The following is a 25,591-nucleotide window of genomic DNA, read 5'->3' as shown; positions in this document are numbered from 1 at the left end:
TCAGCCGTTCTTGCCAGCGCTCTTTTTTGCGGCCGTACTCACAGGGTTGGGTGGCTGTTTGGCCGCGGCAATCGAACCACGTGCTTTGCTCACAGCCTCAGACTTCGGCTTCGCCGGAGCCTGTTTGGAAGTTGCCTTTTTGGCTGACTTTTCTGCCGCAGCGCCGGCCTTGCCGTTCTTTTTGGGGCCGGCGGGCTTGGCTTTCTTCGCCGCGCGTTTCGGTTTGCCGCCACCCTTGGCGGCACGTTCGTCGATCAACGCGATGGCCTCCGGCAGCGTAATGGTGTCCTGCGTCTTGTCGTTTGGAATCGTGGCGTTGATGCCGCCTGCCGTAACATAGGCGCCATAACGTCCGCTCTTCACCGCGACAGCGCCGAGTGTCGGGTGCTCACCGAGGGGCTTGCCGGGATCGGCGCCGAAGCGCCGACTCGGCCCCTTGGCGACTTTCTCGGCGATCAGCGTCACCGCGCGGTTGAGACCGATGTCGAACACCTCGTCGCCGGCTTCAAGGCTCGCATAGGTCTTTTCATGCCGGACAAACGGACCGAAGCGGCCAATGCCTGCCGTGATTGGCGCGCCGGTCTCCGGATGCTTGCCGATCTCACGAGGAAGCGAAAGCAGCTTCACTGCAAGGTCCAGCTCCATGTCGGCGGGTGACGTGTTTTTCGGGATGCCTGCGCGCTTCGGCTTCTCGCCGTCGGCGTAATCGCTGGCCTCGCCGAGCTGGATGTAAGGTCCGAAGCGGCCGGACTTCACCGCGACATCGAGACCGCTCTCTGGATCCTTGCCGAGAACGCGGTCGCCGCCGGCGTCGCCATCGGCAGCGAGGGGACGGGTATAGCGGCACTCCGGATAGTTGGAGCAGCCGACGAAGGCGCCGAACTTTCCCGCCTTGAGGTTCAGTTTTCCAGTGCCGCAGGTGGGGCACTGGCGCGGATCGCCGCCGTCTTCGCGCGGTGCATAGATGTGCGGTCCGAGCATGTTGTCGAGCACATCGAGCACTTCGGAAACGCGGACATCCTTAATGTCATTGACCACGCCGATGAAGTCATCCCAGAAATCCTTCAGGACCTGCTGCCATGATACTTCGTTGTTCGAAATGCGATCGAGCTGTTCTTCGAGATTGGCGGTGAAGTCGTACTCGACATAGCGCGCGAAGAAATTCTCCAAAAATGCAACGACAACGCGGCCCTTGTCTTCGCCATAGAGCCGTTTTTTCTCGAGTTTCACGTAGCCGCGATCCTTGAGCACCTGCAAAATCGATGCGTAGGTCGAAGGCCGACCGATACCGAGCTCCTCCATGCGCTTGACCAGCGAGGCTTCCGAGAAGCGCGGCGGGGGTTCCGTGAAATGCTGGGTGACGCTGAGGTTCTCGCGTTTCAACGCTTCGCCTTCGCTCATGGCGGGAAGGCGACGGCCGTCCTCGTCTTCCTCATCGTCGCGGCCTTCCTGATAAAGCGCCAGGAAGCCATCGAACTTGATGACCTGGCCGCTGGCTCGCAACTCCAGCGTGCGCGCACCAGCCCGAGCCGCAATATCGACAGTGGTCCGCTCCAGCTCTGCTGATTCCATTTGGCTCGCGATGGTCCGGATCCAGATCAGCTCATAAAGCCTAGCCTGATCGGCATCGAGACGACGCTTCATGTCGGCAGGACGGCGCGACAGGTCAGTTGGCCGGATCGCCTCATGGGCTTCCTGCGCGTTCTTGGCCTTGGTCTGATACTGGCGCGGTGCGTCCGGAACGTAGGCGTTGCCATAATCCTCGCCGATCACCTTGCGCGCCTGCGTGATCGCCGAGCCGTCGATCTGTACACCGTCGGTTCGCATGTAAGTGATGAGGCCGGTGGTCTCGCCGCCGATGTCGATGCCTTCATAGAGCCGTTGCGCGATCCGCATCGTATGCGCTGGCGCGAAGCCGAGCTTGCGGCTGGCCTCCTGCTGCAGCGTCGAGGTGGTGAAGGGCGCCTGCGGATTGCGGCGCGCCGGCTTGGCCTCGACGGTCGACACGGTGAAGTTGGCGGCCTCGATCGCCTTCCTGAAATCTTCGGCCTCGGCGCCCGAACCGATGTCGAGCCGCTGAATTTTCTTGCCATCAGCGCCGACCAGGCGGGCTTCAAAGGCATCGCCGCGCGGCGTCGCCAGGGTCGCGATTAGCGACCAGTATTCGCGCGGGACGAATTTCTCGATTTCAAGCTCGCGGTCGCAGACCAGCCGCAAGGCGACTGATTGCACCCGGCCGGCCGAGCGCGCGCCGGGCAGCTTGCGCCACAGCACCGGGGAGAGAGTGAAGCCGACCAGATAGTCGAGCGCACGGCGCGCCATGTAGGCATCCACCAGCGCGCCGTCGATCTGGCGCGGGTTTTTCATGGCGTCGGTAACGGCTTGCTTGGTGATGGCATTGAAGACGACGCGCTCGATCTTCTGGTCCTTCAGCGCGCGCTTTTGCTTGAGCACCTCGAGCACATGCCAGGAGATCGCTTCGCCCTCACGATCAGGGTCGGTGGCGAGAATGAGCTTGTCCGCCCCCTTGAGCGATTTGGCGATGTCGTTGAGTCGACCGGCTGCCTTCGGATCGACTTCCCAGATCATCTGGAAATTGGCATCGGGATCAACCGATCCATTTTTGGCTGGAAGGTCCCGAACGTGGCCGAAAGACGCTAACACCTCATAGGAAGCTCCCAGATATTTGTTGATCGTCTTCGCCTTTGCGGGCGACTCAACAATGACGATATTCATGTTCTTCCAATATCTTATTGATAAATTTCAAACCGATTCACGAGAGGCTCGTCGGCTGTTTCGGGGCGAACATGGGTGCAGCATCGCCTTAAGTCAAATAGACTTGTGTGAAAACCTATCGGCTCGATTACATCTATAAATTGTATTTTTGTTATAATATAAACCTGTAGTTGTTTTTATCGTGCAGGGTCATGGTGCTGAATGCAGCTTCCACCTGGCATGATGAGAGGAGTTTTCGGGGGATGAGGGGACGACCAAACCGGAACGAGGAATCTAGCAATCACGAGCCGCGCTTGGGCGAAACCGCGGGCGACGGTGGTCCGGACGAGGCCGCGCACTATCTGGCGGTTGCGGTTGCCGATCTTGGACTAATTGCCCGGCGTCATGGGCTGGATACCCTCGGCTTCCTCCTCGATATGGCGCAGATGGAGGCCGAAGATATCGTCCGACTCCGTGCTGGACGTGGGGGACGCTGAAGGAAGCGATTAATGGGCGGCTCAAGTTTTCCGGTACCCCAAGCTCGGCCTGAAACTCCGAGTTTTCTTAATGAGACAAACGAGCGGTCCGAGCATGTCCCCGAAACCCGGACGATGCCCTAGTATAAAGCAGATCGCAACGCCGGCTGGCTTCCCGGAATGGCGCGCTTCGCAGCGCTTGCATCGATCGAAATCGATTGCACATTGTCCTCGACAGGACGACCCGTCCCGACCACTGGTTGGGCTTGCGTGGGTAGAGGAACAACCGTCCGGAGCGACACTGCGGATTTTTCCTGAAGCGCAAAAAAATTCTGTCCAGAAACGAAAAATCTGTCGGTGGCGTTGTCAGTGGCGACCGTCGGTTTGCGCGGCCAGAAGGCTCTTTCCTGCAACAGCGGTCCGGCACCGCGAACGAAGCGCTGCGACCGGTCGAAAACCTCTGGCAAAAGAACAAGCTGTTTTTGGTTTAGGTGCGCATCCCAGATCGCCGAAGCGGGGAGGGTGCCGACGTTAGCAAAACTGAAAGCCGGAGCTTCTTGCCTATGCGCGATCGCGACGGTTACCGGCGCAGGACGCATCCGCCAATCTTGCGGCTCCGTGGTCGTCTTCAGTTGGTTCGGCGTGGCCGGCACCACGTGAACAATGCGGTAGCCTCGCTCCTTCAGCGTTCGGAGGATTCTGGGTAGCGCAGCTACCGTCCGCGCCTGGATATCGTGCAATAGCAGAATGCCTTTACGCTTGGCTTCGATCCGGCTGATTGCGAGTTGATAGACGCGCTCGGCCGAGATGTGCCGCCAGTCGTCCGCCGGGAAATCAGCACTCCAGACCTGAATGCCATTGAAAGCCAGGTAATCCTCGACACCCTTCGCCCGCAGCAGACCTGGAATGCGCATGAATGGCGCCACAGCCGCAGGATCGCTCAGTGCGGCTGCAGCGGAAGCGATTCCGTCGTCGATTTCTTGCCGAGCGCGTTCGATCGGCATCCGATTCATGCTGAGCAGATGATTCTGCGAATGGGTGCCGATAGAATGTCCAGCCGCAAGCACTCTGCGGAGATACTGCGGGTAGTTGCGCGCCATCTGCCCAACTGTGAAGAAGGTCGCCTTCACGCACTCACGCGCGAGGATATCGAGAACCTGGAGGCTGTGGGGCGGCAATGGGCCGTCATCGAAGGTCAGCACCACCTCGTGATCGCGAAGTGGCAACGTTTCCTGATACTGCATGGTGCCTACACGGGGATGTTCCCGGGGGTCCACCACCAGGGTCCGAAAAGTTCCGAGGGCATTGGAATTGCCGGGACAATCGCCGGCTATAGCCGGAAATGCCGTGAGGTCGAGGGTAGCGGCGAGCAGACCGAGCCAAAGAATCCACTGCGACCTCCGCCGGCCTCCTTTTAATATCCGTGCCATCCAGAACACCTTCGTGCATCCATTCCGGCCGAAACTACGGGCCGCCGATGAACGCGACCTTAACTCATCAGCCGGTGGAACGGACCATTTGGCGGGAACTATTACGCTCACGCCAATAATCGTACCAATGCGCTCGGAGCCTGCTGCGGCTTGAGGTCGTTGATCGAGCGGGTCTTCAAGCGCCCGTCGGCGTTCACGTTTTTGGACCTTTCGGCTTCGGAACAACATGCACCACGCGGTAGCCATTGAGGCGCATGTATTTCAGAAAATCTGGCAGCATAGCAGCGGTTTGCGCACGGGTATCGTGAAACAGGATGATGCCTTTCCGCGCGGCCGTCAGTCGGCTGGTAATCAGCTCCAATTCATCCTTCGGAGTCATCGGTCGCCAATCGCTGGCCCAGAAGTCGGCGCCGAACACAACGATCCCCCTGGCTTGCAGCATTTCGAGCAGCTCGGGGGTGGATTCGAAGTACGGAAAGCGGAAGAACCGCGTGTCGGGGACACTCGTCGCCTTGCCGTTGAGGGCGACTTCGTCAGCGGATATCCCACGGTCGATGTCGTCCCTGGCGGCTGCAAAAGTCATCGCATTGAGATGGGGATGCGACCAGCTGTGGTGCCCCAGCGTATGGCCGCCCGTTGCGGCGTTCTTGACGAGGCCCGGCGACGCCTGCGAATTCCTGCCGACATGGAAGAAGGTCGCGCGGACACATTCGCGAGCGAGCGCAGCCAGAACCCGCGGTGTTGTCGCAGCCGGCCCGTCGTCGAAGGTGAGGACCACTTCCTTGTCGTCGAGCGGAAGCGTTTGAGGAAAGCTCTTTAGGCCGACACGGGGATACTTGGCTGCATCGACCTCAAGAATACGCGAAGTGCCGAGCGTTCCCTGGCGCGGGCAGTCGCTGGCCCATGCAGACGTGGTCCATGCCACAAAAACGAGAAGCGTAACCCTCAGTATGCTCATGGCGCTGTTCCGAACCAACCCTACGTCATCATCTGCACGTGTACCTACGTTCGTTATAGCCTTTGCTGATCGCCGGGGCGATGGTCCTGCTGTTCACTCGGACTTAACGCACATCACCGACGATCCTGCGAATCGGAGGATGATAATGCAGCGCTTGCGTTTGAAAGCGGACGGCCGGATCGTGGAAATCCGCGATGGGAAAGAGTTTCCGCTTGCGCCGTCCATGCCGGTCGCGAGTGCCGCTCCGAACCGCGTTGCAAGGCCTGCGCCGGCAGCCGCATCTCCGTCTACAGAGCCTGAAGTCAGAAGCCTGCGTCGACGGGCGCGTTTGACACAGGTCGAATTCGCGGCGCGACTGGGCGTTCCGGTTGAAACCATCCGGAACTGGGAGCAGGGCAAGCGGATGCCGCGCGGACCCGCACGCGCACTTCTTGCAGTCGTCGCGCATGCACCCGAAATCGTATTCGCCGCCCTCGATGGTCATGCCGACTGAACGCGTCCGGGCGCCGTCGGATTGACTGGCAATGTTGTCACCAACGGCATAAGGTTTAGCTTGCTTTCGGCTCGATGACCGGAGGGGGGCGACGCAGTTCATTGAAGCCAATGGTGCGCGCATTCCGACAATCGGATTGGGCACGTGGGAGCTTCGCGGCCGGACCTGCGCGCGTCTCGTGGAGCAGGCGCTCAGGTTCGGTTACCGCCATACCGACACCGCGCAGATGTATGAGAACGAGCGCGAAGTCGGCGAAGGCCTGCGCGCGTCTAGTGTCGATCGTAACGATGTTTTTGTCACGACCAAGGTCTGGACTACGCACTTCGCGCCAAATGATTTGGAGCGGTCCGTCAAGGAAAGCCTCAAGCAACTGCGCGTTGCGCAGATCGATCTAGTGTTGTTGCACTGGCCCAATCCGCGAATTCCGCTGTCAGAGACTTTGAGCGCTCTTGCCAACGTCAGGCGGCTCGGCATGGCGCGTCACATCGGCGTGTCGAACTTCACCGTCGCATTGATCGAGCAGGCGGCGGCGCTCTGTCCGGAACCTCTGGTTTGCGATCAGGTCAAGTATCATCCATATCTCGATCAGGCCAAGGTTCTGGAAGCATGCCGGCGCCACGACATGGCACTGGTTGCCTACAGTCCCGTCGCCAAGGGCCGTATCAAGAACGATGAAACGCTGGCGCGGATCGGGGCCGCCTACGGCAAAACCGCGGCGCAGGTTTGCCTGCGCTGGCTCGTTCAGCAGAACGTGGCGGCGATTCCGCGAACATCGCGAATAGAAAGGCTGTCGGAGAACATCGAGATTTTCGACTTCGCTCTGACCGATGATGAGATGGCGCGGATCTCGGCGATGAGCACCGCCAATGGACGTCTGACCGATTTCGGATTTGCTCCGAATTGGGACTAGCTCGCACAGCGTGAGATGAACCGTAGTTGTTGATTTCGGCCTACCACTCGCGCATGCAGGACGTCCCCCTGCTTACCGGCTGATTGCATGTTCTTCCTGCTCTCCAAAATCATCGGATTTATCACGCTGCCCTCGAACGCGATTGCGATCGTCAGTGGCGTTGGTCTTTGTCTGCTGCTCATGAGGTGGAGGCGCGCGGGCACCAGCCTGCTGACGGTTGGCATCGTTTCGCTGCTGTTGTTCGGATATTCGCCGGCCGGGAATGTCCTGCTGCTAACATTGTCGGATCGTTTTCCGGCATGGCAGTACGACGGACGCGATCCGGACGGCATCATCGTCCTCGGTGGCGCCATCGATGCCGAAATATCGGCTGCCCGGAGCGCCGTCGAAACAAATGGTTCAGCGGAGCGGGTGATCGCAGCACTCGAATTGGCGCGACGATTTCCCAAGGCACGTATCGTTTACAGTAGCGGAACTGGGAATCTGATCGCGGACTCCGTTGCCGAGGCGCCGATCGCCAGGCGGCGGCTGGAGACATTCGGAATATCACCCGAGCGTATCGTGCTGGAAAGCAGCTCCCGCACGACCGATGAGAACGCGCGGTTCACCCGCAAGCTGGTTTCACCAAAACCCGGCGAACGCTGGTTACTGGTAACGTCGGCGTATCACATGCCGCGATCTGTCGGCGTATTCCGCAAGGCGGGCTTCGACGTCGAACCCTATCCCGTCGACTGGCGCACGCGGGGCTGGATCGATGCCTCGATGCCATTCGATAGGCTGAGCGGGGGTCTCGCGTGCGCCGATACCGCCGTCCACGAATGGGTCGGACTGCTGGCATACTGGATGGCGGGTCGCAGCGACGCGTTGTTTCCAGGGCTGCGGCGACAATAGAGAGCCGCTCAGTCCTGCCGCGGCAAGCCCACCCGGTACACGCCGCGAAAGTCGAGGGGATCGGCCGGCTTACCTTTGCGGTAGATCACGAGGCGTCCGGATTGAGCCAGCGCCACAGCCGCGCGCCGGATCGGCATGAGCAGACTGTGCCAATCGGATTCAGCGGCGATGGCTTGTGCAAGCTCCGGCGCGCTCAGCGTTCTGGTGACGTCGCGCGTCAGAACCATCAGAATGTCATCTTCAAGGGAGAGCGTCGAATGCGAATCTTGCGTGGTCATGGATCAATGCCATGTCGCAATGACGGACGCTCTGCAAGAGCGGTCGTCCAGTAGGGGGCCTCGACTCAAAATCGCTACACACGGAACCGAGATCGGTTGTTATGATGACAGCCGGGGTAGCAGGGCTGGCGGAACGATGGAATCGCAGGTGTTCATGGGCTCCGCCGTTGCGTCGATTGCCGCTCACTTGGCTTTGGCAGCCAGCTTCCTTTTGGCCGAGGCGCGCCCATTCGACAATGTCCCGCAGCAGCTGATTACGGTCGATATCGTTTCGTCGAAGGAAATTCCTTTCCCCGCAAAGGAGGATCTTCCAAAACCGTCGCAAACCTTCCCGCCTGATAGGTTGGATAGCCTAGACAATAAGCCGCAGATAGATACGGAGGCGGCCAAGGATTCGGCGCAACCGGTTCCGCCTTCAAGCGCTTCCATGCCACCCGCTTCGCAACAGGCGGCTGTTGAGCCTTCGCCGCAGCCGGATGCCGCGCCGCCGTCTTACAATGCGCCCGAACCAGATATCAGTTTGAGATATGGGGTTCTGCTTGGTCTACCGCCGGGTCATATTGACGACGATAGCGGCGCTGCGGAAGCCATCAAGGCGGATATTTCGGCGATGGACACCGCGCAATTCCGGCGTCACCTCAAGACCTGTTCGAAGATGCCCGCGTCCCTCTCGCCCAGCGACAATATCCGCATCGTGCTGCGTGTGCCGTTCGCCATCGATGGGACAATCGCCGCGCCGCCTGCCTTGATCGAAGCCAGTGCGTCGGCGAAGGGGCCAGCCTTGATGAAGAGCGCGATTAAAGCACTGATGGCGTGTCAGCCTTACGCGATGCTGCCGTCAGATAAATACGACCAGTGGAAGGTCCTCGATCTCAGCTTCACGCCGCGCGATTTCTCAGGCAGCTAACGAAAGGTCAGCCTGTGGCGGCGGTCGCCGGCGCGCAGCTTGCGGTGCAGGAGTAAAATTCATGACGATGACGCTCGTGATCGGAAATAAGAATTATTCGTCGTGGTCGATGCGGCCCTGGCTAGCGCTCAGAGTCGGCGATATCGCCTTCGAAGAAAGGCTCATACCCCTCTATGCCGGCCCGGCCGACAAACAGCGCATCCTCGATATAACCCCCGCCGGCAAAGTCCCGGCGCTGATCGATGGCGACGTGACCGTTTGGGATTCGCTCGCGATAATCGAGTATGCCGCCGAACGGTTTCCGAAGGCAGGTTTGTGGCCGGCAAACCCCGCAAGCCGCGCACGCGCACGGTCGATCTCGGCGGAAATGCACTCCGGTTTTTCGGCGCTACGCAGCGAGTGCGGGATGAACTTGCATCGGCGGATCGGCGCTAAGGCGCTTTCCAACGATGCGCGTGCCGACATCGCTCGTATCCAGGAACTGTGGACCGATTGCCGTCGACGATCCGCGGGAGAGGGGCCGTTCCTGTTCGGATCCTTCACCGCAGCGGATGCAATGTATGCGCCGGTGATCCATCGTTTCCGGACCTACGCGATCGAAGTGACGTCCCCGGTGCAGGAGTACATGGATGCGATGATGGCGCTGCCCGCCTTTCGCCAGTGGACCGAGGAGGGTCTCGCGGAAACCTTGGTGATCGAGAAATTCGAAATCGATTGAGTTGACGTCCGCTTGCCGTTAGGCGCCACCGTCGGCCAGCCAACGGTTACCGTGCTGCAGACAACGTCTACAACCCTGACTCGCGGACTCCCTCCGCAACAACCGCAATGCGTTTACGTTACTGGAAAACCTGCGAAATTGGCAATTTCATGGTGTCGTTATGACTCGCCAAACGCCTCGGCGGCATGTTATAGCAGCCTAAAAGCCTGACCGGACGCACGCGCTGTAGCGCGAAAACCGGTATTGGGGTCGATGGAGAAGGCGTTGAAGCATAAATTTATCGTTGGAGAAACGGTCCTTTTCACCGCGAGCAACGTGGCGCGCCCGGCTGCGAGCGGCACTTACGAGGTGATCCGGCAGCTTCCCACTGATGGCGACGACTTTCAGTATCGGATCAAGAATTCGGCCGAGGCTTTCGAACGCGTCGCAAAGGAAAGCCAGCTCGCCGCCTGCTAGGATCAGCGGCACGATCGAGCTATTTTGTCCAGAACTCTCCGTAACGCACTGGTTTGGACTGATTTTGCCGTATTCCCGGATCATTGAATAGCCGGGCTTCATTGGCATTCGCCGATTGTTTATGCGGGCTCACGGTTCGGCATGAGGGGCATCGAGCATGAACTGGGCTTGGGTGACATCACTCGATCAATTCTGGCGTTCGCCAGCATTCCCTATGTGGCTGACGCTTGCTGGGGCAGTTTTCTTCGCGTTCATTTTATTCCTGACGCTCATTCGTGCCGAGAAGTCGGTTGCCAACGGTGTTTTGGCCATCATCACGTTGCTCGCGATCGGGGTTACGGCGGCTGTTACGCTCCGCGGCTTCGAGTCGGACGGCGGTCGGATTTTGGATTCGAAGAACCGCAGCGCACCAATGAACGTTGCGATGCCTGCGCTGTTCTGCATCGACGGGCTGGCTGGCGAACTAATTGAGAGCGCTTGCGAGAAGGCGCTGTTCGGGATGCCCGATACGGCGGCCGCCGCCGTTTCCTATGTTGCTTCGGAAATCAGCCGACTAAGGTCATTCGGCGACGTCGCTGCCGCCAACAGCGCCATGTCGCCAGAGTTGGAGGCACTGCGGCGAGCGATCGAACGTGACCGTTATGGTCTGGTCGCCCATGTGTTGGTTGCGCGCGATCATTGCCAGCCGTCAGAATGTCCGGCTTTCCAATCGCTGACTGATCACAGTCGAATTGCAGCGAACATGGAGGAGCAGCTCTACGAAAAAATGGTGATGCGTCACGCATCGTCCTGGAACGCGCCAGCGGTAGCGACGCAGGCCGCCGAACCCGATAAGCCTGTGCCGCCGGCGCTCGCATCGGAGCCGACTGGCAAGCCAACCACCATCGACTATCCGACCGCCGCATCTATTCCACCCATCAACATCATGACGCCTGAGCCCGCGACCGGTACGGCGGCGGCTCCGCCTGCTTCGTCTTCGGCGGCTGCGCAGGCGACTCCGAAACCGCGTCAACCGCATCCGGCCGCGAAGAAGCCGCCCGCACCAAAGCCGCACGCGCCGCCGCCCGTCAGCCTTACGCCTCCTGCACCGTCAGCGCAGAACTGACCCTCCATTCAACAACTATCGCTGACATGCATCTCAACCTGGTCAAACTCGCCGTAGGCTGCGAATCCGTAAAGGAGCTCAAGGGCTGGATAGCCGAACGCATGAAGCAGGCGACCCGGAACGGGTTGCCGCGCCATCATGTCCACATCACCCGGATGACACCGAAACGCGGCGAGGAATTGCTCGCGGGCGGCTCGCTTTATTGGGTCATCAAGGGTGAAATCGCGGCCCGGGAGAAGCTGATCGGCATCGAGCCGTTCCGCGACGGGGACGGCGTCGGTCGATGTCGTTTGGTCATGCAGCCGAAGGTGGTTGCCGTCAGGCCGCGCCCGATGCGCCCGTTTCAGGGGTGGCGTTATCTATCCGTTGCGGATGCCCCTCCCGACCTCGGCAGCAACGCCGCGAGCGTCGCGGCGATGCCCGAGCCCCTGCGCCGCGAATTGCGCGATCTGGGGTTGCTGTAAGCTGGAACAAGCAGGCGGTGAACTAAACGCCGATGTTGTCGATCAAACGGGTGGCCCCGATTTTCGCCGCGACCAAGAACCTGACCGGACCATCCTTTATCGAACGAACCGGTGACAGCGTTTCAGCGTGTCGGGCTTCGAAATAATCCAGCGAGAAGCCCGCGTCCTCGATCGTTCTTGCCCCATCGGCCAAGACGGCTTCGAGATTATTGCCCTTTCGTAACCGCTCAGCCGCATCCTTCATGACGCGATAGAGCGTCGGCGCAACAGCGCGCTGCTCGATCGACAGGTAGACGTTACGTGACGACATTGCGAGCCCGTCTCGTTCGCGTACGATCGGAACTCCAATGATTTTCACGCCAAGATTGAGATCAGCGGCCATTCGCGTCACGACCTTGAGTTGCTGATAGTCCTTCTGACCAAACAGGGCGAGATCCGGCCGGCATTGAATGAACAGCTTGCCGACTACAGTAGTGACACCACCGAAAAAATGCGGTCGGAAACGATCTTCAAGACCCGCGATGGCTGGTCCTTCAGTCGATATCCGGGTCGCGAAGCCTTGCGGGTACATGGTGCTGACGTCCGGATACCATACCAGGTCGACCTTTGCCTCGGCGAGTTTGGCCATGTCGGCCTTCCAGGTTCGCGGGTACGATCCAAAATCTTCATGCGGCGCGAACTGGGTCGGGTTGACGAAAATTGAAACGACAACCTTTGACGCGCGCCGTTTTGCCTGACGCACCAGCGCCAGATGCCCTTCGTGAAGGGCGCCCATGGTCGGCACCAAGGCAATGGTTGCTCGCCGAGCCCGCAGGCGCTCCATGGCGCGGCGCAGCGAGGGAAGCGTGCGGACAACGATGGGAGCGGTTGGCATTGCTGTTCGGTGATAGATCTTGGGGGGCGTGGCTTGAGCTGCGGCGAAAAGCGAACCTTATCAGGCTCGATCCTGCATCGCCATTCAGACGCAGTCGGATTTCGAGCGATTTGGCGGCGACGGTGGGCGATGCAAGGTATCCGCGATTGGCGGCACGGCTTTTAGCCTTATATGTCATGTCCGCGGGAAAGAACCGGAGGTGGCTTGGTTTTGATCGGCCAGCCGGCTCTCCAGCAGATGCGTACCGCTTGAATTGTCAGCGGTTTGCGCCACATAGTGCCTTTAATCCTTGCGAGTCTCGATGTCCTACGATCCGGAGTCTCTGAAACGTCCCCCGAACCCGTCGACCTGCCGGAGCCAGCTGTCCGACAGAAGTGTTCCGCTGCCTGACGTAAAGTCCTCGTCGTCGTCCGATATAGCCGCATTCGTCGCCAAGGCGCGCTCGATGTCACCTCATTCGGCAGGCGGCCATGGCAGACTGATGTTCGCGCTCGACGCTACCATGAGCCGGCAGCCGACGTGGGACATGGCCTGCGCCCTTCAGGCCGACATGTTTCGCGAAGCGGTCGGCATCGGTAGCCTCGACATTCGCCTTGTCTACTATCGCGGGCTCAACGAATGTCGCTCGAGCGGCTGGATATCCGACAGTGCAAAGCTCGCAAGGTTGATGAGCACCATCGATTGCCGCGGCGGCAACAGCCAGATCGGCAAAGTTCTCTCGCACGCCCGCAGCGAAGCGGTCGCTTCCGGTATCAAGGCCGTTGTATTTGTCGGCGACGCGATGGAAGAACCGGTCGACGATCTTTGTGCGAAGGCTGGGGAATTGGGATTATTGAAAGTCCCTGTGTTCATGTTCCAGGAAGGACATGATGCGATTGCCGAGCAGGCCTTTCGCGAAATCGCGCGATTGACCGGCGGCGCCTGGTGTCGTTTCGATCCGGGTGCAGCGGGCCAGTTGCGCGAACTGCTTCGTGCAGCAGCGGCTTATGCAGCAGGCGGCCGGGAAGCCTTGCAGCGGCTGTCGACGACGGTAACAAGTGCGACCCGGCTATTGGGACAGATGCAATTAGCTCCGTAGCCCGGATTTCGTAGCGTCTCTATGCCTCTGTAACCGCTGCCTACAACCGCTTTCTTTGACTGCGCCGAGCTACTATTTATCCACCATGCCGACCCTGATAGCAGGCCTCTTCACCTTCCTATTTCTGTATTTGCTGCTTCAATTGTTGCGGGCAGCAAATCCGGCCGTATTGGCGCGAGCTATCAGGCTCGCCGGCGGCATCATAGCGTTCGCGATGGCGGCTTTCATCGGCATCAAGGGAGAATTGGCGCTTGCGCTGCCGCTGGCGGCTCTCGGTGTCGGACTTTTGGGCTGGTCATCGTCAGGCATGTCCTTTTTCGCCAGACTTTTCGGCGCAGGAAAGCAGCATACGACCACCGGACATACTTCCCAGGTTCGCTCGCAGTTCCTCGATATGGTCTTGGATCACGATAGCGGTCGTCTCGGCGGACGGATCATTGACGGACCCGACACCGGCCGCGCACTGGATGATTTCGACCTGCCTCAGCTTCTCGCAATGATGACCGGCTTTGATGCGGAGAGCTGCGCGTTACTTGAAACTTATCTGGACCGCCGGTTTCCCGCCTGGCGTCAAAACGCGCATAGCGATCCGGCAGGGGGGGGGAGCCACGCGTCGCCGGGCGGCAAAATGACGGACGAGGAGGCCTATCAGATCCTTGGCTTGCAGCCGGGGGCGGGAGAGGACGAGATTCGTCGTGCGCATCGGGGGTTGATGAAGAAACTGCATCCCGATCAGGGGGGGTCGACGTATCTGGCGGCCCGGGTAAACGCGGCCAAGGATACTTTGCTTCGCACTCATCGCAGCTAACTCCAACAACGCTACCAAACGCTACACTGCGAGTTGCTTCTATTTCTCTGTCGGACGAGGCCTCGTTTCGCCCGCCGTTGTCCGGCAGGTCGATCGTTGCTTGGATATTATCCGCTAATTCTTGACGAGTGGTTTGCGCGGGGCAGGGCGTAGATGACCGAGAGTCCCGTTTTTGACGAAATCAGAAGCGGCTCACGAACCGACATCAATTTCGCTCGAAAACGCTATTAGCCCGGATCAATCCTGACGTCGCACACAATGCGGGCTGGGCGATCAGTTTTTGATCGTGATGCAGGATATATCCGAACGCTTCAGGGTACGGCACGCGGCTTCGGCTTCGTCGCGGTCGAGACCGGCGAAGCGGGCGCGATAAAGTTTCTTGTTTCCCTTGCCTACAGACTCAGTGAAGGGATCGGCCTTGCCCAACATCTTGGGAGCGCGATCTCGGGCCGTATCGAGACGCTCACGCGCCTGGCTTTCCGTTTCCAGTGCGCCAACCTGAATGATCCAACCCGAATGCGATGCCACTGGTTTCAGCGCGCCATTCTTCTGAACGGTCTGCGGTTGAACCTCTGCTCCTGAATCCGCATGAGCCATCGCCTGCTTTGTCGAAGAAGAAAGACTCGAAGCGGGGAGCACGCCCAAGATGCCCTGACCATTGCCGAAGTTGGCAGGTTGCGGCGGTACATTCGCCCGCGCTACGACAGAGCCCGATGTTTCCGGTGCCCCATCGTGATCCGTTGTGGGGTTGCCGGCGGCCGGCGACACAGAGGGTGCCGGCCCGGCCGAAGCCAGCCTGACCGATTTTGCCTTGACCTGCACCGTTTTGACCCGCACCGGCTTCATCGGTTCAGTGGCTCCGGGAACGGCGTCGATGGGCTGGGTCTTGATAACGCCACTCGTCAAAGCAGCGGGTTCGGACACAGGCCTTTTCGGGGGCAGCGCAGCGTTCGAAGCCGTTATCAGCGAGCGAGCAGGACGTTCCGGCGGCAGCGTGACGGGTTCGGGCACATTGGATGCGACTTGAACGGCGCCGTCGACCTGCGTCACGCCAGTGGGCCGTGACCGCGCCTGATCTTCAGCCGCTTTCGCATTGGCCTCCGCCACACTGCTTTCGGCAATAGCGGCAACCGTCCGCCGCGTTGAAGCCATCTCGAGATTCTGGGCCAGCAGCTGGCGCATGGTCGCATCGCGTGAGCCGCCGCTGCGACCGCCAAGAACGACGCCGACGAGGTGGCGATTGCCGCGCCTGAGGTTGGTGACCAAGTTGAAGCCGGAGGATCGAATATAGCCGGTCTTGATTCCATCGACGCCATCTACGCTGCCGAGCAAATGGTTATGGCCCCGAATGGTGCGACCGCGGAACGTGAATGAGGTGGTCGCGAAGTAACGGTAGTAACGCGGGAAACGATCTTGCAAGGCACGGCCAAGCGTCGCCTGATCCCGCGCGGTGGTGATTTGATCGTCGTCGGGAAGACCTGAGGCGTTCCGATAGACCGTCCGCGTCATGCCGAGCGCGCGGGCCTTCCGCGTCATCATTCTGGCGAAGTCGTCTTCGTCCCCTGCGATTGCCTCGGAGATTACGACCGCCGCGTCGTTAGCGGATTTCGTCACCAGTCCTTTGATCGCATCTTCGACACGGATGGTCTGACCCTGCTGCAGACCTAGCTTCGTCGGATCCTGTGAAGCCGCGTGCGCTGAGACGCGCATCTCGGTGTCGAGGCCGATCTTGCCGGAATCCAGACGCTCAAAAAGCATATAGAGCGTCATCATTTTGGTGAGAGATGCCGGATGACGAAGACTGTCAGGATTAGTGGACGACAGCGTCGCTCCGGAATTGGCATCCACCACGATCGAAGCGAATGGCGGATTGTAGCTATGCCGCTCCTGCTGCTGATGATGGCGATGGTGGTGACGAGCACGCCGCGCATCCGCCTGATCGACCGTAAAAACGACCGCGACTATCGCAGCAAGTCCGAATGCGCCAACGCGCATCGCGCGCGAGGAAGCCAAGGTGATGCGAAGCATGTACTTCCCCGTCCCCATTTTCGACTCTAGTCACCGGTTCGTGAGGCAAAATTGTGCCCGACCGACTGATCTGAACGTTCAGCGCAAACCGATTCTCTAGGCGAGGTGGCAGGTCAGATTACCGTTCTGGCTAAGAGCTTGGTTCCATGACATTTTTGCCGTTGCCACGGGAAACGCTCAAGATTCGAATACCAGCGTAGGGGGCTGGAGTTTCGAAAGAGTTAAGCAACTGTTGATGGACTTGGACGGATTTGAATGAATGCGACGATTGTGCAAAGCACAATAGCGCTTGAATTTATTGTGCACTGCACTATATTTCTACCAGATCAGCGACACTCCGCTTTATTACGAAAGGAATCATCATGACCACGACTGAAGAGATCCAGCGACAGGGTAAGGAACAGTTGGACGCCGCTGTCGCAGCCGCGAGCAGCTTTCACAAGGGCGTTCAGGCCATCGCTGTAGCCTTTGGCGATTACACTCGGAAATCGGTTGAAGATGGCAACGTATTCACCGAGAAACTCGCCGGGGCGAAATCGCTGGACCAAACCGTAGCGGCACAAACTGAATATGTCAGAACGGCTTACGAGACATTCGTGAATGAGTCTCAAAAGATCGGCGGCCTCTACGCCGATCTCGCCAAACAAGCCTACAAGCCGCTTGAGGACTTTACAGCGAAGTTTGCTCCAACAGCGCGCTAAGAAAAATTCTCAAATAAAAGAATAGCCCGGCCAATATCATCGGCCGGGCTATTTGTTGTGCTACCGCGAGCGCGTTATTTGGCGATGCGCAGCTGCGAGATTTGCGTGAGAACGTTCTGAAAGGCGTCGGCAGTCTGCGTCGCCGATGTGATCATCTGAAAATTTCCGTCGGTGGCGCAGTTTTTGAGCACTTCCGATAGAGGATCCTTGCTGCCGACGTTGACCTGGATTGTAAAGACGACGACGCCGCTATCCTTGACTTTTTGGCATAACAATGCCTGTCGCGCATCGATATTGGACGCGCTCGTGTACCAGCGATTCTGCGTGTTCAGGCCGTCGGACAAAAGGACGATATAGTCCTGATAGACGTACGCTGACTCTTTTCCGGGTGCCGCGATGGGACCATTCGTCGTACTGAGCGACTGCCAACCCCAGGCAAGGCCGATACCCTGGTTAGTGTTGCCGCTGGGCGTCATCGCGTCGATCTGGTTTTTCAGATCGCCCCACGCGTAACTCATAGGCGTGATCGTGGCCGGGAGACAGTCTGACCATTGTTCGGTGTAGAATTTCGTGGAGGGCGCTGTGTCGCTGCCAACGGCCGTGGAGGGAGCGACATTTGAAATGTCGTAGTCTTGGTCGCGGTCGTTGACGCAACCGGTCCAGGTGCTCCGCGCCGGTGCCGCAGCGGCAGTGGCACTCGTGCCATCGCCACGCCAAAGGTGCGAGTAGGTCGTCGGTGTGCTGCAAACCTTGTTCTTGCCGCTTCCCGAGCAGGTGCAGTTACTGGTCGATCCACAACTTGCGCCCGAGCCAGAGGCAATGGTTTTTCCTGGCGTCGTAACAGTCGTGTAGCATCCATTGTAGAAAATGCCGGTCTTACCGGGAATTTTCTTGCCGCTATCCACGCTGGGGCAGATGTAACCTGCATAGGTTCCACTCGAGGGAATTGTACTTACGCTCTTTGCTCCGCTCAAAGTTGCGGGTCGATCCATGCAGGTGAACCTGTGATTGGTGTTTGTAAACGGGCAAGATGATCCGCCGATTGTGGTGTCCCAATTACTCGGCTTCGAACCTTTTTGACTGCTACCGAAAATGGTTTTGGTTGTGTCGAGGATTGGAGGTTCACCCTCCCACTCCGACCAATTCAGCCAAGCCGCATTGACCTTGGCGGTTCCGACGTTGACGTCCTTTGCGAACGGAATGATTGAAATATAGACGTCACCAGTGGTTTTGGAGAAAGCGGACAGCGAATCGACCATATCCTTCGCGGCGGTTTGCAACGCCGCCATTTTGCCGTTGGACTCCATCGAGCCGGTATTGTCCAACACCATCGCGACCCTCATGCGCGAATTGCCCCATGTGGACGTGGAACTGGTGCCGAAACTAAGTTCCGGAAAGCCGGCGACCTTCATGAAATCGGTTTTGATCGAGCCCTGTCCGGAGGCGAGGATTGTTGCCGCCGCTGATGACGTGCTCGGGGTATAGGTCGCGCTTACGGTCACGCCGAAAGCGGATTTGTCCGTATAAAGCGACGAAAAATACCGCTGCACCGCCTCCGTAATCTGTTGTGAAGACATCGTCGGGTTGGCCGCAGCGTCCTTGGAAACCATGAGCACCGCCGAATCCATGGCGGCCTGCATCGAGGAGCGTGCGGCATTCGCCCGCGTATAATCGACGGCGGCACCCACGAAGCCTAATATCGGCAGGAGCGCGATCGCAAAAATAGGTGCGATATTACCTCGAGAATCGCGACTAAAATGCCCGATTGAGTTGCGAGTCCGTTTGTAAATTGACGTCCCAGACATAGCTGTCACCGATCCGTTGGTTCCAGCGCATTTTCGAGCCTCTGGGCTAAACGGGTGGTAAAGTTGTCCTGAGAAAGCAGGTAAATAGCCGCACAAATTGCGACGATCGTTCAAAATTGCTTATCCATCGTCAATGGAGCTTAAATGGGATTAGCTGAGATTATTGAGGGTCAGAAGGAGTTGGTTAACCGCCAACTGGACGGTTGAACCTCGATCGCCAGCTGACTCAGTGACAATTACGATCTTGCGGTGAGGCGAATACAAACCCATACTTAAGCCGTCCGGACCAGCCGACGTTCACACAGGGATGAGCGGCCCTATGCGTCGCAGCTTGACACGGCGCGCGGTAACTTGGCCGGGGCCGTCGTTGATCGTGAGCAGATATCGAACGCTTGAGCCATGTTGAAGCTGCCTGTCATTCAAATACCTGGATCGTGCGTGAGGGATGTCCCTTCAGCACCAAGAATGAGTGAAGACGAAGACCGCGTCGGCGGCCAGGGCGATCCGGCCGCGTCGGTAATCACCAAAGTCAGGCCGAAGACGAAACGTCCCAGTCTTTATCGTGTGCTTATATTGAATGACGACTACACACCGATGGAGTTCGTCGTTCACGTCCTCGAGAAGTTCTTTCAAAAGGATCTGGAGGCCGCCACCCAGATCATGCTGCATGTCCATCATCATGGTATCGGCGAATGCGGCGTGTTCACCTACGAGGTTGCCGAGACCAAGGTCACGCAGGTGATGGATTTCGCGCGCAAGCACCAGCATCCGCTGCAATGCGTGATGGAAAAAAAGTAACTGCGCCGACCCGATTAGTCGGAACGATTTTTTTGCTTTCTGGTCAGGCCGGTTCAATCAGCGCTGCGGCTCGGCAAAGCTCGTGATTCGGCCAAGCCTCTGTGCGATTCGCGTCTGCCGCGCACTATGTTCGCGGAGACGGACCTTCCCCTCGGGCGGTATATTACTATATTGTTGACGAAGGTTGTTGTTGCCTGACGGGGCGATGGCGATCATGATGGCCAAGAGACCCTAGAGGACGCGGAATGCCAACTTTTTCTCAAAGCCTGGAACAATCCCTGCATCGGGCGCTCGCAATCGCAAATGAGCGGCATCATCAATACGCCACGCTCGAACACCTTTTGCTATCGCTGGTCGACGATTCGGATGCGGCAGCGGTCATGCGGGCTTGCAGCGTAGATCTCGACAAGCTGCGCGGCAGCCTGGTGAACTATCTCGAGACCGAATTTGAGAATCTGGTCACGGCGGAAGCTGCTGACGACGCCAAGCCGACCGCTGGTTTCCAGCGCGTGATCCAGCGGGCTGTGATTCATGTGCAGTCGTCCGGCCGGGAGGAAGTGACGGGCGCAAACGTACTAATTGCGATTTTCGCGGAGCGCGAAAGCCATGCCGCCTACTTCCTGCAAGAGCAGGATATGACGCGCTACGACGCGGTGAATTACATCAGTCATGGCATTGCCAAGCGCCCCGGCGTCTCCGAAGCGCGACCGGTGCGCGGCGTCGACGAAGAGACCGAAACGAAGAGTGGCGACGATGCCAAGAAGAAGGGCGATGCGCTTGAAACCTACTGCGTCAATCTGAACAAGAAGGCGCGGGACGGCAAGATCGACCCGGTGGTCGGACGAAACGCCGAGATCAACAGAGCGATCCAAGTGCTGTGTCGCCGGCAGAAGAACAATCCGCTCTTTGTGGGCGACGCCGGTGTCGGTAAGACCGCGATTGCCGAAGGGTTAGCGAAGCGCATCGTCGACAGCGAAGTTCCCGAGGTGTTGGCGGCCGCGACCGTATTCTCGCTCGACATGGGAACGCTGTTGGCCGGCACACGCTATCGCGGCGATTTCGAAGAACGATTGAAGCAGGTTCTCAAGGAACTCGAAGCCCATCCGAACGCAGTGTTGTTTATTGATGAGATTCACACGGTAATCGGCGCGGGAGCGACCTCCGGCGGTGCGATGGACGCTTCCAATCTGCTCAAGCCTGCGCTGGCGTCGGGAACGATCCGCTGCATGGGTTCAACCACCTACAAGGAATACCGGCAGCATTTCGAGAAAGATCGCGCGCTGGTGCGACGGTTCCAAAAGATCGACGTCAACGAACCGTCGGTCGAGGATGCCATTGCCATTCTCAAGGGCCTCAAGCCGTATTTCGAGGACTACCACAAGCTGAAGTACACCAACGATGCGATCGAGGCGGCGGTACAATTGTCGTCGCGGTATATTCACGACCGCAAGCTGCCCGACAAAGCGATCGACGTGATCGACGAATCCGGCGCGGCGCAGATGCTGGTGACCGAGAGCAAGCGGAAGAAGACGATCGGTATCAAGGAAATCGAGACGACGATCGCGGCCATGGCCCGGATCCCGCCCAAGAGTATGTCGAAGGATGACGCGGAGGTTCTCAAGCATCTTGAGCAGACTCTCAAGCGCGTGGTGTTCGGACAGGATCGCGCAATCGAGGCTCTGACGGCGGCGATCAAGCTCGCGCGCGCCGGCTTGCGCGAGCCGGAAAAGCCGATCGGCTCCTACCTGTTCTCCGGCCCGACTGGTGTCGGCAAGACGGAGGTCGCCAAACAGCTTGCAGAGGCGCTTGGCGTGGAGCTGCTGCGCTTCGACATGTCCGAATATATGGAACGGCACACCGTTTCGCGGTTGATCGGTGCGCCTCCCGGCTATGTCGGTTTCGATCAAGGTGGTCTGCTGACTGATGGCGTCGATCAGCATCCGCATTCGGTGGTGCTGCTCGACGAAATCGAGAAGGCGCATCCGGATGTCTACAATGTGCTGTTGCAGATCATGGACCACGGGCGGCTTACCGATCACCACGGCAAGCAGGTTAACTTCCGTAACGTGATCCTGATCATGACCACCAATGCGGGCGCTTCCGACATGGCGAAGGCTGCGTTCGGCTTCACGCGTAGCAAGCGGGAAGGGGACGATCGCGAGGCGATCAACCGTCAGTTCTCGCCTGAGTTCCGTAACCGGCTCGACGCTACTGTCTCATTCGGCCATCTCAGCACCGACGTGATTGGCTTGGTGGTTGAGAAGTTCGTGTTGCAGCTCGAGGCACAGCTTGCGGATCGTTTTGTGACGATCGATCTTTCTGATCCGGCCAAAGCTTGGTTGGTCGAGCACGGCTACGACGAGCAAATGGGTGCCCGGCCGATGGCGCGGGTGATCCAGGAGCACATCAAGAAGCCGCTGGCAGACGAGGTGCTGTTCGGCAAGCTCAAGGGTGGCGGCCACGTACGCGTCGTTCTCGTCAAGGACGAAGCGGTCGCGGGCGTCGATCTCGAGAAGATCGGTTTCGAGTTCCTCGATGGGCCGGTCACACCCAAACCGGAGAAACTTCCGGGCGCCCGCAAGCGGACACCGCCGCGCAAACCCAAGCCTGGCGGCGGAGGGCTCACGTCGAAGGAACCGCTCCTCAAAGTCTGACCGCGGATACAAAAAACAAACGGCCGGCACGAAAGTGCCGGCCGTTTTGCGTTGTTCGTGGGCTTGAGCGATGGAGCCATTGCGGCTTTGAAATCAAAGCCGCAATCTACGCGAACCGGTATCCACTTCGCTCGAAACACGACGGTGTGGACGCATAAGCGTGCATCCACAGCCTTGTTGAGGCGATGGCGCCGGCGGCTAGGAACTTCTGACGAGCTTGGCAGAAAGACGCGAGCGCCGCTCGTGAAAACGGGATTTATCTCTCCTCAGTGTTCTGCTCGTCACCCGTGGCTGGCTCGTCATGTTGTGCTTCCGGATCAAAGAATTCGCCGGCGGCGGCAATCGCTTCGGCGGCGGCGTCGCGATCCTCCTGTCGAGTACTGATGTCCTCGCCGCGTTGGATGCGTTCGGCTTCGTCGACGCTGCGGGCGACAGTCACCGTGATTTCAGCCTCAACTTCCGGGTGGACCGCTACCGTCAGTTTCTGCTTACCTATCGTCTTGATCGGCGCATCTAGCCAGACTTGGGGACGGGTGACGATAATGCCGTCGGCGGCCAACGAAGCGACGATGTCGCGGACGGTGACCGAACCGAATAGCTGGCCGGTTTCGGAAGCCTGGCGGATAATGACAATGTCGCGTCCGTTGATCTTCTCGGCGACGTTGGCGGCTTCGCCCTTGGCCTTAATGTTGTTAGCTTCAAGCTCGGCTTTCATGCCGTCGTACTTGGCCCGGTTTTCGGCAGTCGCACGCAGGGCCTTGCCGCGTCGGAGAAGAAAGTTGCGGGCGAAACCGTCCTTGACCTTCACGACCTCGCCCATCTGCCCAAGCTTGGCCACACGTTCCAGCAGAATGACTTCCATGTTCGATCCTCTTGTTCGGTGTTGAGTAACTGTATTGAGTCACGATTTCGGCGCGAGCGGCGGAGGCCTGTGCCGTTGCAGGTAACGTTGCCGAAATCCGAAAATTGCGTCTGCGATGCCGATGCCTACAATCGTGACAATGGGCCATACGAACATCAGCACGACGGCGTAGACCGAGCCGAGCCATAGCCCACGGTTCCGCATCGTTAGGGTGATCGTGTGCAACACGGCGAAACCTACCAGCGCATACGTCATCATCAGACACGCGGTAACGATCTGGGCCAGGATCGCAGGCAAGCCGCCGACGAAGCACATCGCCAGCGCGACCATCATCGCAACCAGAGCCATCGGCGGAAGCGTCGTTGTCCTCATGTCGGGCCAGGGGCGCCGCAGCCGGCCGGAGGTGGCGGTGACTTTGGCCGCCAGCCACATATTGAGCGTCAGCGTCGCCATAGCAATCGTTGCGGCAGCGGCAGGGGCAATGGCCACAAACGCATCGACGACCTCCGAGGCCCGATCGCGTGACGCTGCATCCTGCACATTGGCGATGCGTACCAGACCGCGCCGCAGGGTATCCGTAATCGTCGATGCGTCGGAGCCGAGCGTAAGAAGCGCGGCGGTCGTGGTCAGCGCGGCGAAGCAGGCAATCCAGATCAGTATGCGTCCAAGTGGATACCAGTCGACCGGGTACAGAGCGGGCGGCACTGCGTCGGTGCTTTGCGGCGGCGTATCCGCGATGACCGGGCGGCCGAGCAGCACCAGATGTCCCAGCCACCACGCGGGCAGCGCGACAGTCAGCACGAAAGCTGCGGAATACGGCGGACCGAACAAGACGCCAAGGCTGGCACCGGCGAACGCACCGCCGATAGCTGCGCAGGTCGGACCCCATCCCATTGCCGCGACCATCAGCGGCAATGGAGCCAGATAGAACAGCAGCAGCGAGATCAGCGCGCCCGAAATGATCGACGCGAACATCAGCGCGGAGGCGCATCCGGCTGCGACCGCAATGAGGAGGTTCATAGTCATCAGCTGTCCCGCTCCTCTCGAGCGGTTAGAGGTCTCGTTCGAGCCCCAACCATCGGCCCCCGGGATAACCCGGAAGCCTTATGAAACATAACGATGATAGACGCCGGCGATGCCGCCGGCGGCCGTTAATTACCGGATAACGTAAGGAAGTAGACCGAGGAAACGCGCACGCTTAACCGCGCGCGCGAGCTCACGCTGCTTCTTGGCGGATACAGCGGTGATGCGGCTCGGCACGATCTTGCCGCGCTCGGAGACGTAACGCATCAACAGCTTGGAATCCTTGTAATCGAGTTTCGGCGCATTCGCACCCGTGAACGGGCAGGTCTTGCGGCGGCGGAAAAATGGACGGCGTGCACCGGCATCAGCCATGATTCTTACTCCTCAACCACTGCGTTGGCGTCATCGCGCGGTCTGCGCGGACCGCGGTCGCCACGGAAACCGCCGCCACGATCGTCACGCTCACGGTCGCGATCGGCCTTGCGCATCATCGCCGAAGGACCTTCTTCATGTTCTTCGACCCGCACGGTGAGATAGCGGATGACGTCTTCGTGGATGCGTTCCTGGCGCTCGATCTCATTGACGACCGTGGCAGGCCCATCGATGTTGAGCAGCACGAAATGCGCTTTGCGGTTCTTCTTCATGCGATAGGTGAGCGAACGTACACCCCAGTTCTCGGTCTTGGTGACCTTGCCGCCCAATCCCGTGATTACGCCCGTGATCTGGTTGGTCAATTCCTCGACCTGCTGGGAACTCGCATCTTGGCGCGCGAGAAAAACATGCTCATAGAGAGGCATGGATGTCCTTTCCTCAAATTGGCGCGGACCCCGGCGGCAAGCCCTTCGAGACCTTGGGAAAGGACTCGGGATAAGCTCAGAAGGCGGAAGCACGGGACGACGGGCCGATGGGCCCTGCCGCATCAATATCGCCTGACAGGCGATATTGCTGAGACCGTCCGTTCAGCTCCCGGCCGGGATCTGCGGATGGCGCGGGTTATACGGATATTCGGGCCGGTTGCAAGAGATAACGCCGTCGCGGCGCGCGGCCTAAGCCATCAAACCACGAAGCTCAAGGACCGCCGCAAGCAGTTGATGAGCCTTGCAACCACCTGTCTTGACATCATTCGGTCAGCGGTGTCTCTCCGCCCGGGGTTTCAAGG

At 59.2% G+C, this 25,591-nt stretch carries 25 protein-coding genes; 14 read left to right on the top strand and 11 right to left on the bottom strand.

Going from position 1 to position 25,591, the window contains the following annotated elements; translation table 11 throughout:
• A complete protein-coding gene (gene topA, locus ACM561_RS08965) occupies nt 1–2,736 on the bottom strand; it encodes a type I DNA topoisomerase (protein WP_425909540.1) in 2,736 nt (911 codons plus the stop codon).
• Nucleotides 2,737–3,029: 293 nt separating this feature from the next.
• Here topA and ACM561_RS08960 point away from each other — a divergent pair, with 293 nt between their 5' ends.
• Nucleotides 3,030–3,212 carry a hypothetical protein gene (locus ACM561_RS08960; RefSeq protein ID WP_425909539.1) on the top strand — a complete coding sequence of 61 codons (183 nt, stop codon included), beginning with the start codon at nt 3,030–3,032 and terminating at the stop codon, nt 3,210–3,212.
• A 119-nt stretch (nt 3,213–3,331) separates the two neighbouring features.
• Here the strand turns inward: ACM561_RS08960 and ACM561_RS08955 are convergent, their stop codons facing one another.
• Together ACM561_RS08955 and ACM561_RS08950 are read right to left on the bottom strand one after the other, a co-directional pair.
• Complete coding sequence (locus ACM561_RS08955; RefSeq protein WP_425909538.1) at nt 3,332–4,621, bottom strand: polysaccharide deacetylase family protein; 1,290 nt, start codon at nt 4,619–4,621, stop codon at nt 3,332–3,334.
• A gap of 193 nt (nt 4,622–4,814) precedes the next feature.
• Nucleotides 4,815–5,579 (bottom strand): polysaccharide deacetylase family protein, encoded by a 765-nt coding sequence (locus tag ACM561_RS08950; RefSeq protein ID WP_425909537.1) that lies wholly within the window; start codon nt 5,577–5,579, stop codon nt 4,815–4,817.
• 145 nt (nt 5,580–5,724) lie between these two features.
• Between ACM561_RS08950 and ACM561_RS08945 the strand changes: the two genes are divergently transcribed.
• The 3 genes from ACM561_RS08945 to ACM561_RS08935 all read left to right on the top strand — a co-directional run bounded on the left by ACM561_RS08945 (nt 5,725) and on the right by ACM561_RS08935 (nt 7,873).
• Entirely contained in the window at nt 5,725–6,072 is a 348-nt protein-coding gene (locus ACM561_RS08945; RefSeq protein WP_425909536.1) for a helix-turn-helix domain-containing protein, read from the top strand.
• Between the two features lie 100 nt (nt 6,073–6,172).
• Nucleotides 6,173–6,982 (top strand): aldo/keto reductase, encoded by an 810-nt coding sequence (locus ACM561_RS08940; RefSeq protein WP_425909687.1) that lies wholly within the window; start codon nt 6,173–6,175, stop codon nt 6,980–6,982.
• 87 nt (nt 6,983–7,069) lie between these two features.
• Nucleotides 7,070–7,873 carry a YdcF family protein gene (locus tag ACM561_RS08935; protein WP_425909534.1) on the top strand — a complete coding sequence of 268 codons (804 nt, stop codon included), beginning with the start codon at nt 7,070–7,072 and terminating at the stop codon, nt 7,871–7,873.
• 8 nt (nt 7,874–7,881) lie between these two features.
• Here the strand turns inward: ACM561_RS08935 and ACM561_RS08930 are convergent, their stop codons facing one another.
• Entirely contained in the window at nt 7,882–8,151 is a 270-nt protein-coding gene (locus tag ACM561_RS08930) for a DUF3253 domain-containing protein (protein ID WP_425909532.1), read from the bottom strand.
• 136 nt (nt 8,152–8,287) lie between these two features.
• Between ACM561_RS08930 and ACM561_RS08925 the strand changes: the two genes are divergently transcribed.
• The 5 genes from ACM561_RS08925 (at nt 8,288) to ACM561_RS08905 (ending at nt 11,801) form a co-directional block, all read left to right on the top strand.
• The gene (locus tag ACM561_RS08925; protein WP_425909530.1) at nt 8,288–9,058 is read left to right on the top strand and encodes a hypothetical protein; all 771 of its coding nucleotides are present in this window, start codon (nt 8,288–8,290) and stop codon (nt 9,056–9,058) included.
• A 61-nt stretch (nt 9,059–9,119) separates the two neighbouring features.
• Nucleotides 9,120–9,776 (top strand): glutathione S-transferase family protein, encoded by a 657-nt coding sequence (locus ACM561_RS08920; protein WP_425909528.1) that lies wholly within the window; start codon nt 9,120–9,122, stop codon nt 9,774–9,776.
• A gap of 252 nt (nt 9,777–10,028) precedes the next feature.
• Nucleotides 10,029–10,232 carry a hypothetical protein gene (locus tag ACM561_RS08915; protein WP_087881150.1) on the top strand — a complete coding sequence of 68 codons (204 nt, stop codon included), beginning with the start codon at nt 10,029–10,031 and terminating at the stop codon, nt 10,230–10,232.
• A 157-nt stretch (nt 10,233–10,389) separates the two neighbouring features.
• On the top strand, nt 10,390–11,337 hold the full coding sequence (locus tag ACM561_RS08910) for a hypothetical protein (protein WP_425909526.1): 948 nt from the start codon (nt 10,390–10,392) through the stop codon (nt 11,335–11,337).
• Nucleotides 11,338–11,363: 26 nt separating this feature from the next.
• Nucleotides 11,364–11,801 carry a DUF1489 family protein gene (locus tag ACM561_RS08905; protein ID WP_425909524.1) on the top strand — a complete coding sequence of 146 codons (438 nt, stop codon included), beginning with the start codon at nt 11,364–11,366 and terminating at the stop codon, nt 11,799–11,801.
• 22 nt (nt 11,802–11,823) lie between these two features.
• On the opposite strand, the gene panC is transcribed toward ACM561_RS08905, so the two are convergent.
• Nucleotides 11,824–12,675 carry a pantoate--beta-alanine ligase gene (gene panC, locus ACM561_RS08900; protein ID WP_425909522.1) on the bottom strand — a complete coding sequence of 284 codons (852 nt, stop codon included), beginning with the start codon at nt 12,673–12,675 and terminating at the stop codon, nt 11,824–11,826.
• Nucleotides 12,676–12,976: 301 nt separating this feature from the next.
• Here panC and ACM561_RS08895 point away from each other — a divergent pair, with 301 nt between their 5' ends.
• Entirely contained in the window at nt 12,977–13,753 is a 777-nt protein-coding gene (locus ACM561_RS08895; protein WP_425909521.1) for a VWA domain-containing protein, read from the top strand.
• Between the two features lie 85 nt (nt 13,754–13,838).
• The gene (locus tag ACM561_RS08890; RefSeq protein ID WP_425909520.1) at nt 13,839–14,561 is read left to right on the top strand and encodes a DnaJ domain-containing protein; all 723 of its coding nucleotides are present in this window, start codon (nt 13,839–13,841) and stop codon (nt 14,559–14,561) included.
• 273 nt (nt 14,562–14,834) lie between these two features.
• On the opposite strand, the gene ACM561_RS08885 is transcribed toward ACM561_RS08890, so the two are convergent.
• A complete protein-coding gene (locus ACM561_RS08885; RefSeq protein ID WP_425909518.1) occupies nt 14,835–16,589 on the bottom strand; it encodes a serine hydrolase in 1,755 nt (584 codons plus the stop codon).
• 362 nt (nt 16,590–16,951) lie between these two features.
• Here ACM561_RS08885 and ACM561_RS08880 point away from each other — a divergent pair, with 362 nt between their 5' ends.
• A complete protein-coding gene (locus ACM561_RS08880) occupies nt 16,952–17,290 on the top strand; it encodes a phasin family protein (protein ID WP_425909516.1) in 339 nt (112 codons plus the stop codon).
• 74 nt (nt 17,291–17,364) lie between these two features.
• On the opposite strand, the gene ACM561_RS08875 is transcribed toward ACM561_RS08880, so the two are convergent.
• Entirely contained in the window at nt 17,365–19,209 is a 1,845-nt protein-coding gene (locus ACM561_RS08875) for a pilus assembly protein TadG-related protein (protein WP_425909514.1), read from the bottom strand.
• A gap of 351 nt (nt 19,210–19,560) precedes the next feature.
• On the opposite strand from ACM561_RS08875, the gene clpS reads away from it, so the two are divergent.
• The gene (gene clpS, locus ACM561_RS08870; RefSeq protein ID WP_244553481.1) at nt 19,561–19,893 is read left to right on the top strand and encodes an ATP-dependent Clp protease adapter ClpS; all 333 of its coding nucleotides are present in this window, start codon (nt 19,561–19,563) and stop codon (nt 19,891–19,893) included.
• 245 nt (nt 19,894–20,138) lie between these two features.
• Nucleotides 20,139–22,547 carry an ATP-dependent Clp protease ATP-binding subunit ClpA gene (clpA, locus tag ACM561_RS08865; RefSeq protein WP_425909512.1) on the top strand — a complete coding sequence of 803 codons (2,409 nt, stop codon included), beginning with the start codon at nt 20,139–20,141 and terminating at the stop codon, nt 22,545–22,547.
• Between the two features lie 256 nt (nt 22,548–22,803).
• On the opposite strand, the gene rplI is transcribed toward clpA, so the two are convergent.
• The 4 genes from rplI to rpsF form a co-directional block, all read right to left on the bottom strand.
• The gene (gene rplI, locus ACM561_RS08860; RefSeq protein ID WP_079446831.1) at nt 22,804–23,409 is read right to left on the bottom strand and encodes a 50S ribosomal protein L9; all 606 of its coding nucleotides are present in this window, start codon (nt 23,407–23,409) and stop codon (nt 22,804–22,806) included.
• 39 nt (nt 23,410–23,448) lie between these two features.
• On the bottom strand, nt 23,449–24,435 hold the full coding sequence (locus ACM561_RS08855; RefSeq protein WP_425909510.1) for a hypothetical protein: 987 nt from the start codon (nt 24,433–24,435) through the stop codon (nt 23,449–23,451).
• 129 nt (nt 24,436–24,564) lie between these two features.
• The gene (rpsR, locus tag ACM561_RS08850; protein WP_079446829.1) at nt 24,565–24,804 is read right to left on the bottom strand and encodes a 30S ribosomal protein S18; all 240 of its coding nucleotides are present in this window, start codon (nt 24,802–24,804) and stop codon (nt 24,565–24,567) included.
• Nucleotides 24,805–24,809: 5 nt separating this feature from the next.
• Nucleotides 24,810–25,229, bottom strand: coding sequence for a 30S ribosomal protein S6 (gene rpsF, locus ACM561_RS08845; RefSeq protein WP_079446828.1), 420 nt, complete (start codon nt 25,227–25,229; stop codon nt 24,810–24,812).
• Nucleotides 25,230–25,591 lie beyond the last annotated feature (362 nt).

The sequence above is a fragment of the Nitrobacter sp. TKz-YC02 genome (assembly GCF_049852135.1).
GTDB lineage: Bacteria > Pseudomonadota > Alphaproteobacteria > Rhizobiales > Xanthobacteraceae > Nitrobacter > Nitrobacter vulgaris.
The sequence above is the reverse complement of the archived record's forward strand: the minus strand, read 5'-3'. Positions and strand labels throughout refer to the sequence as shown.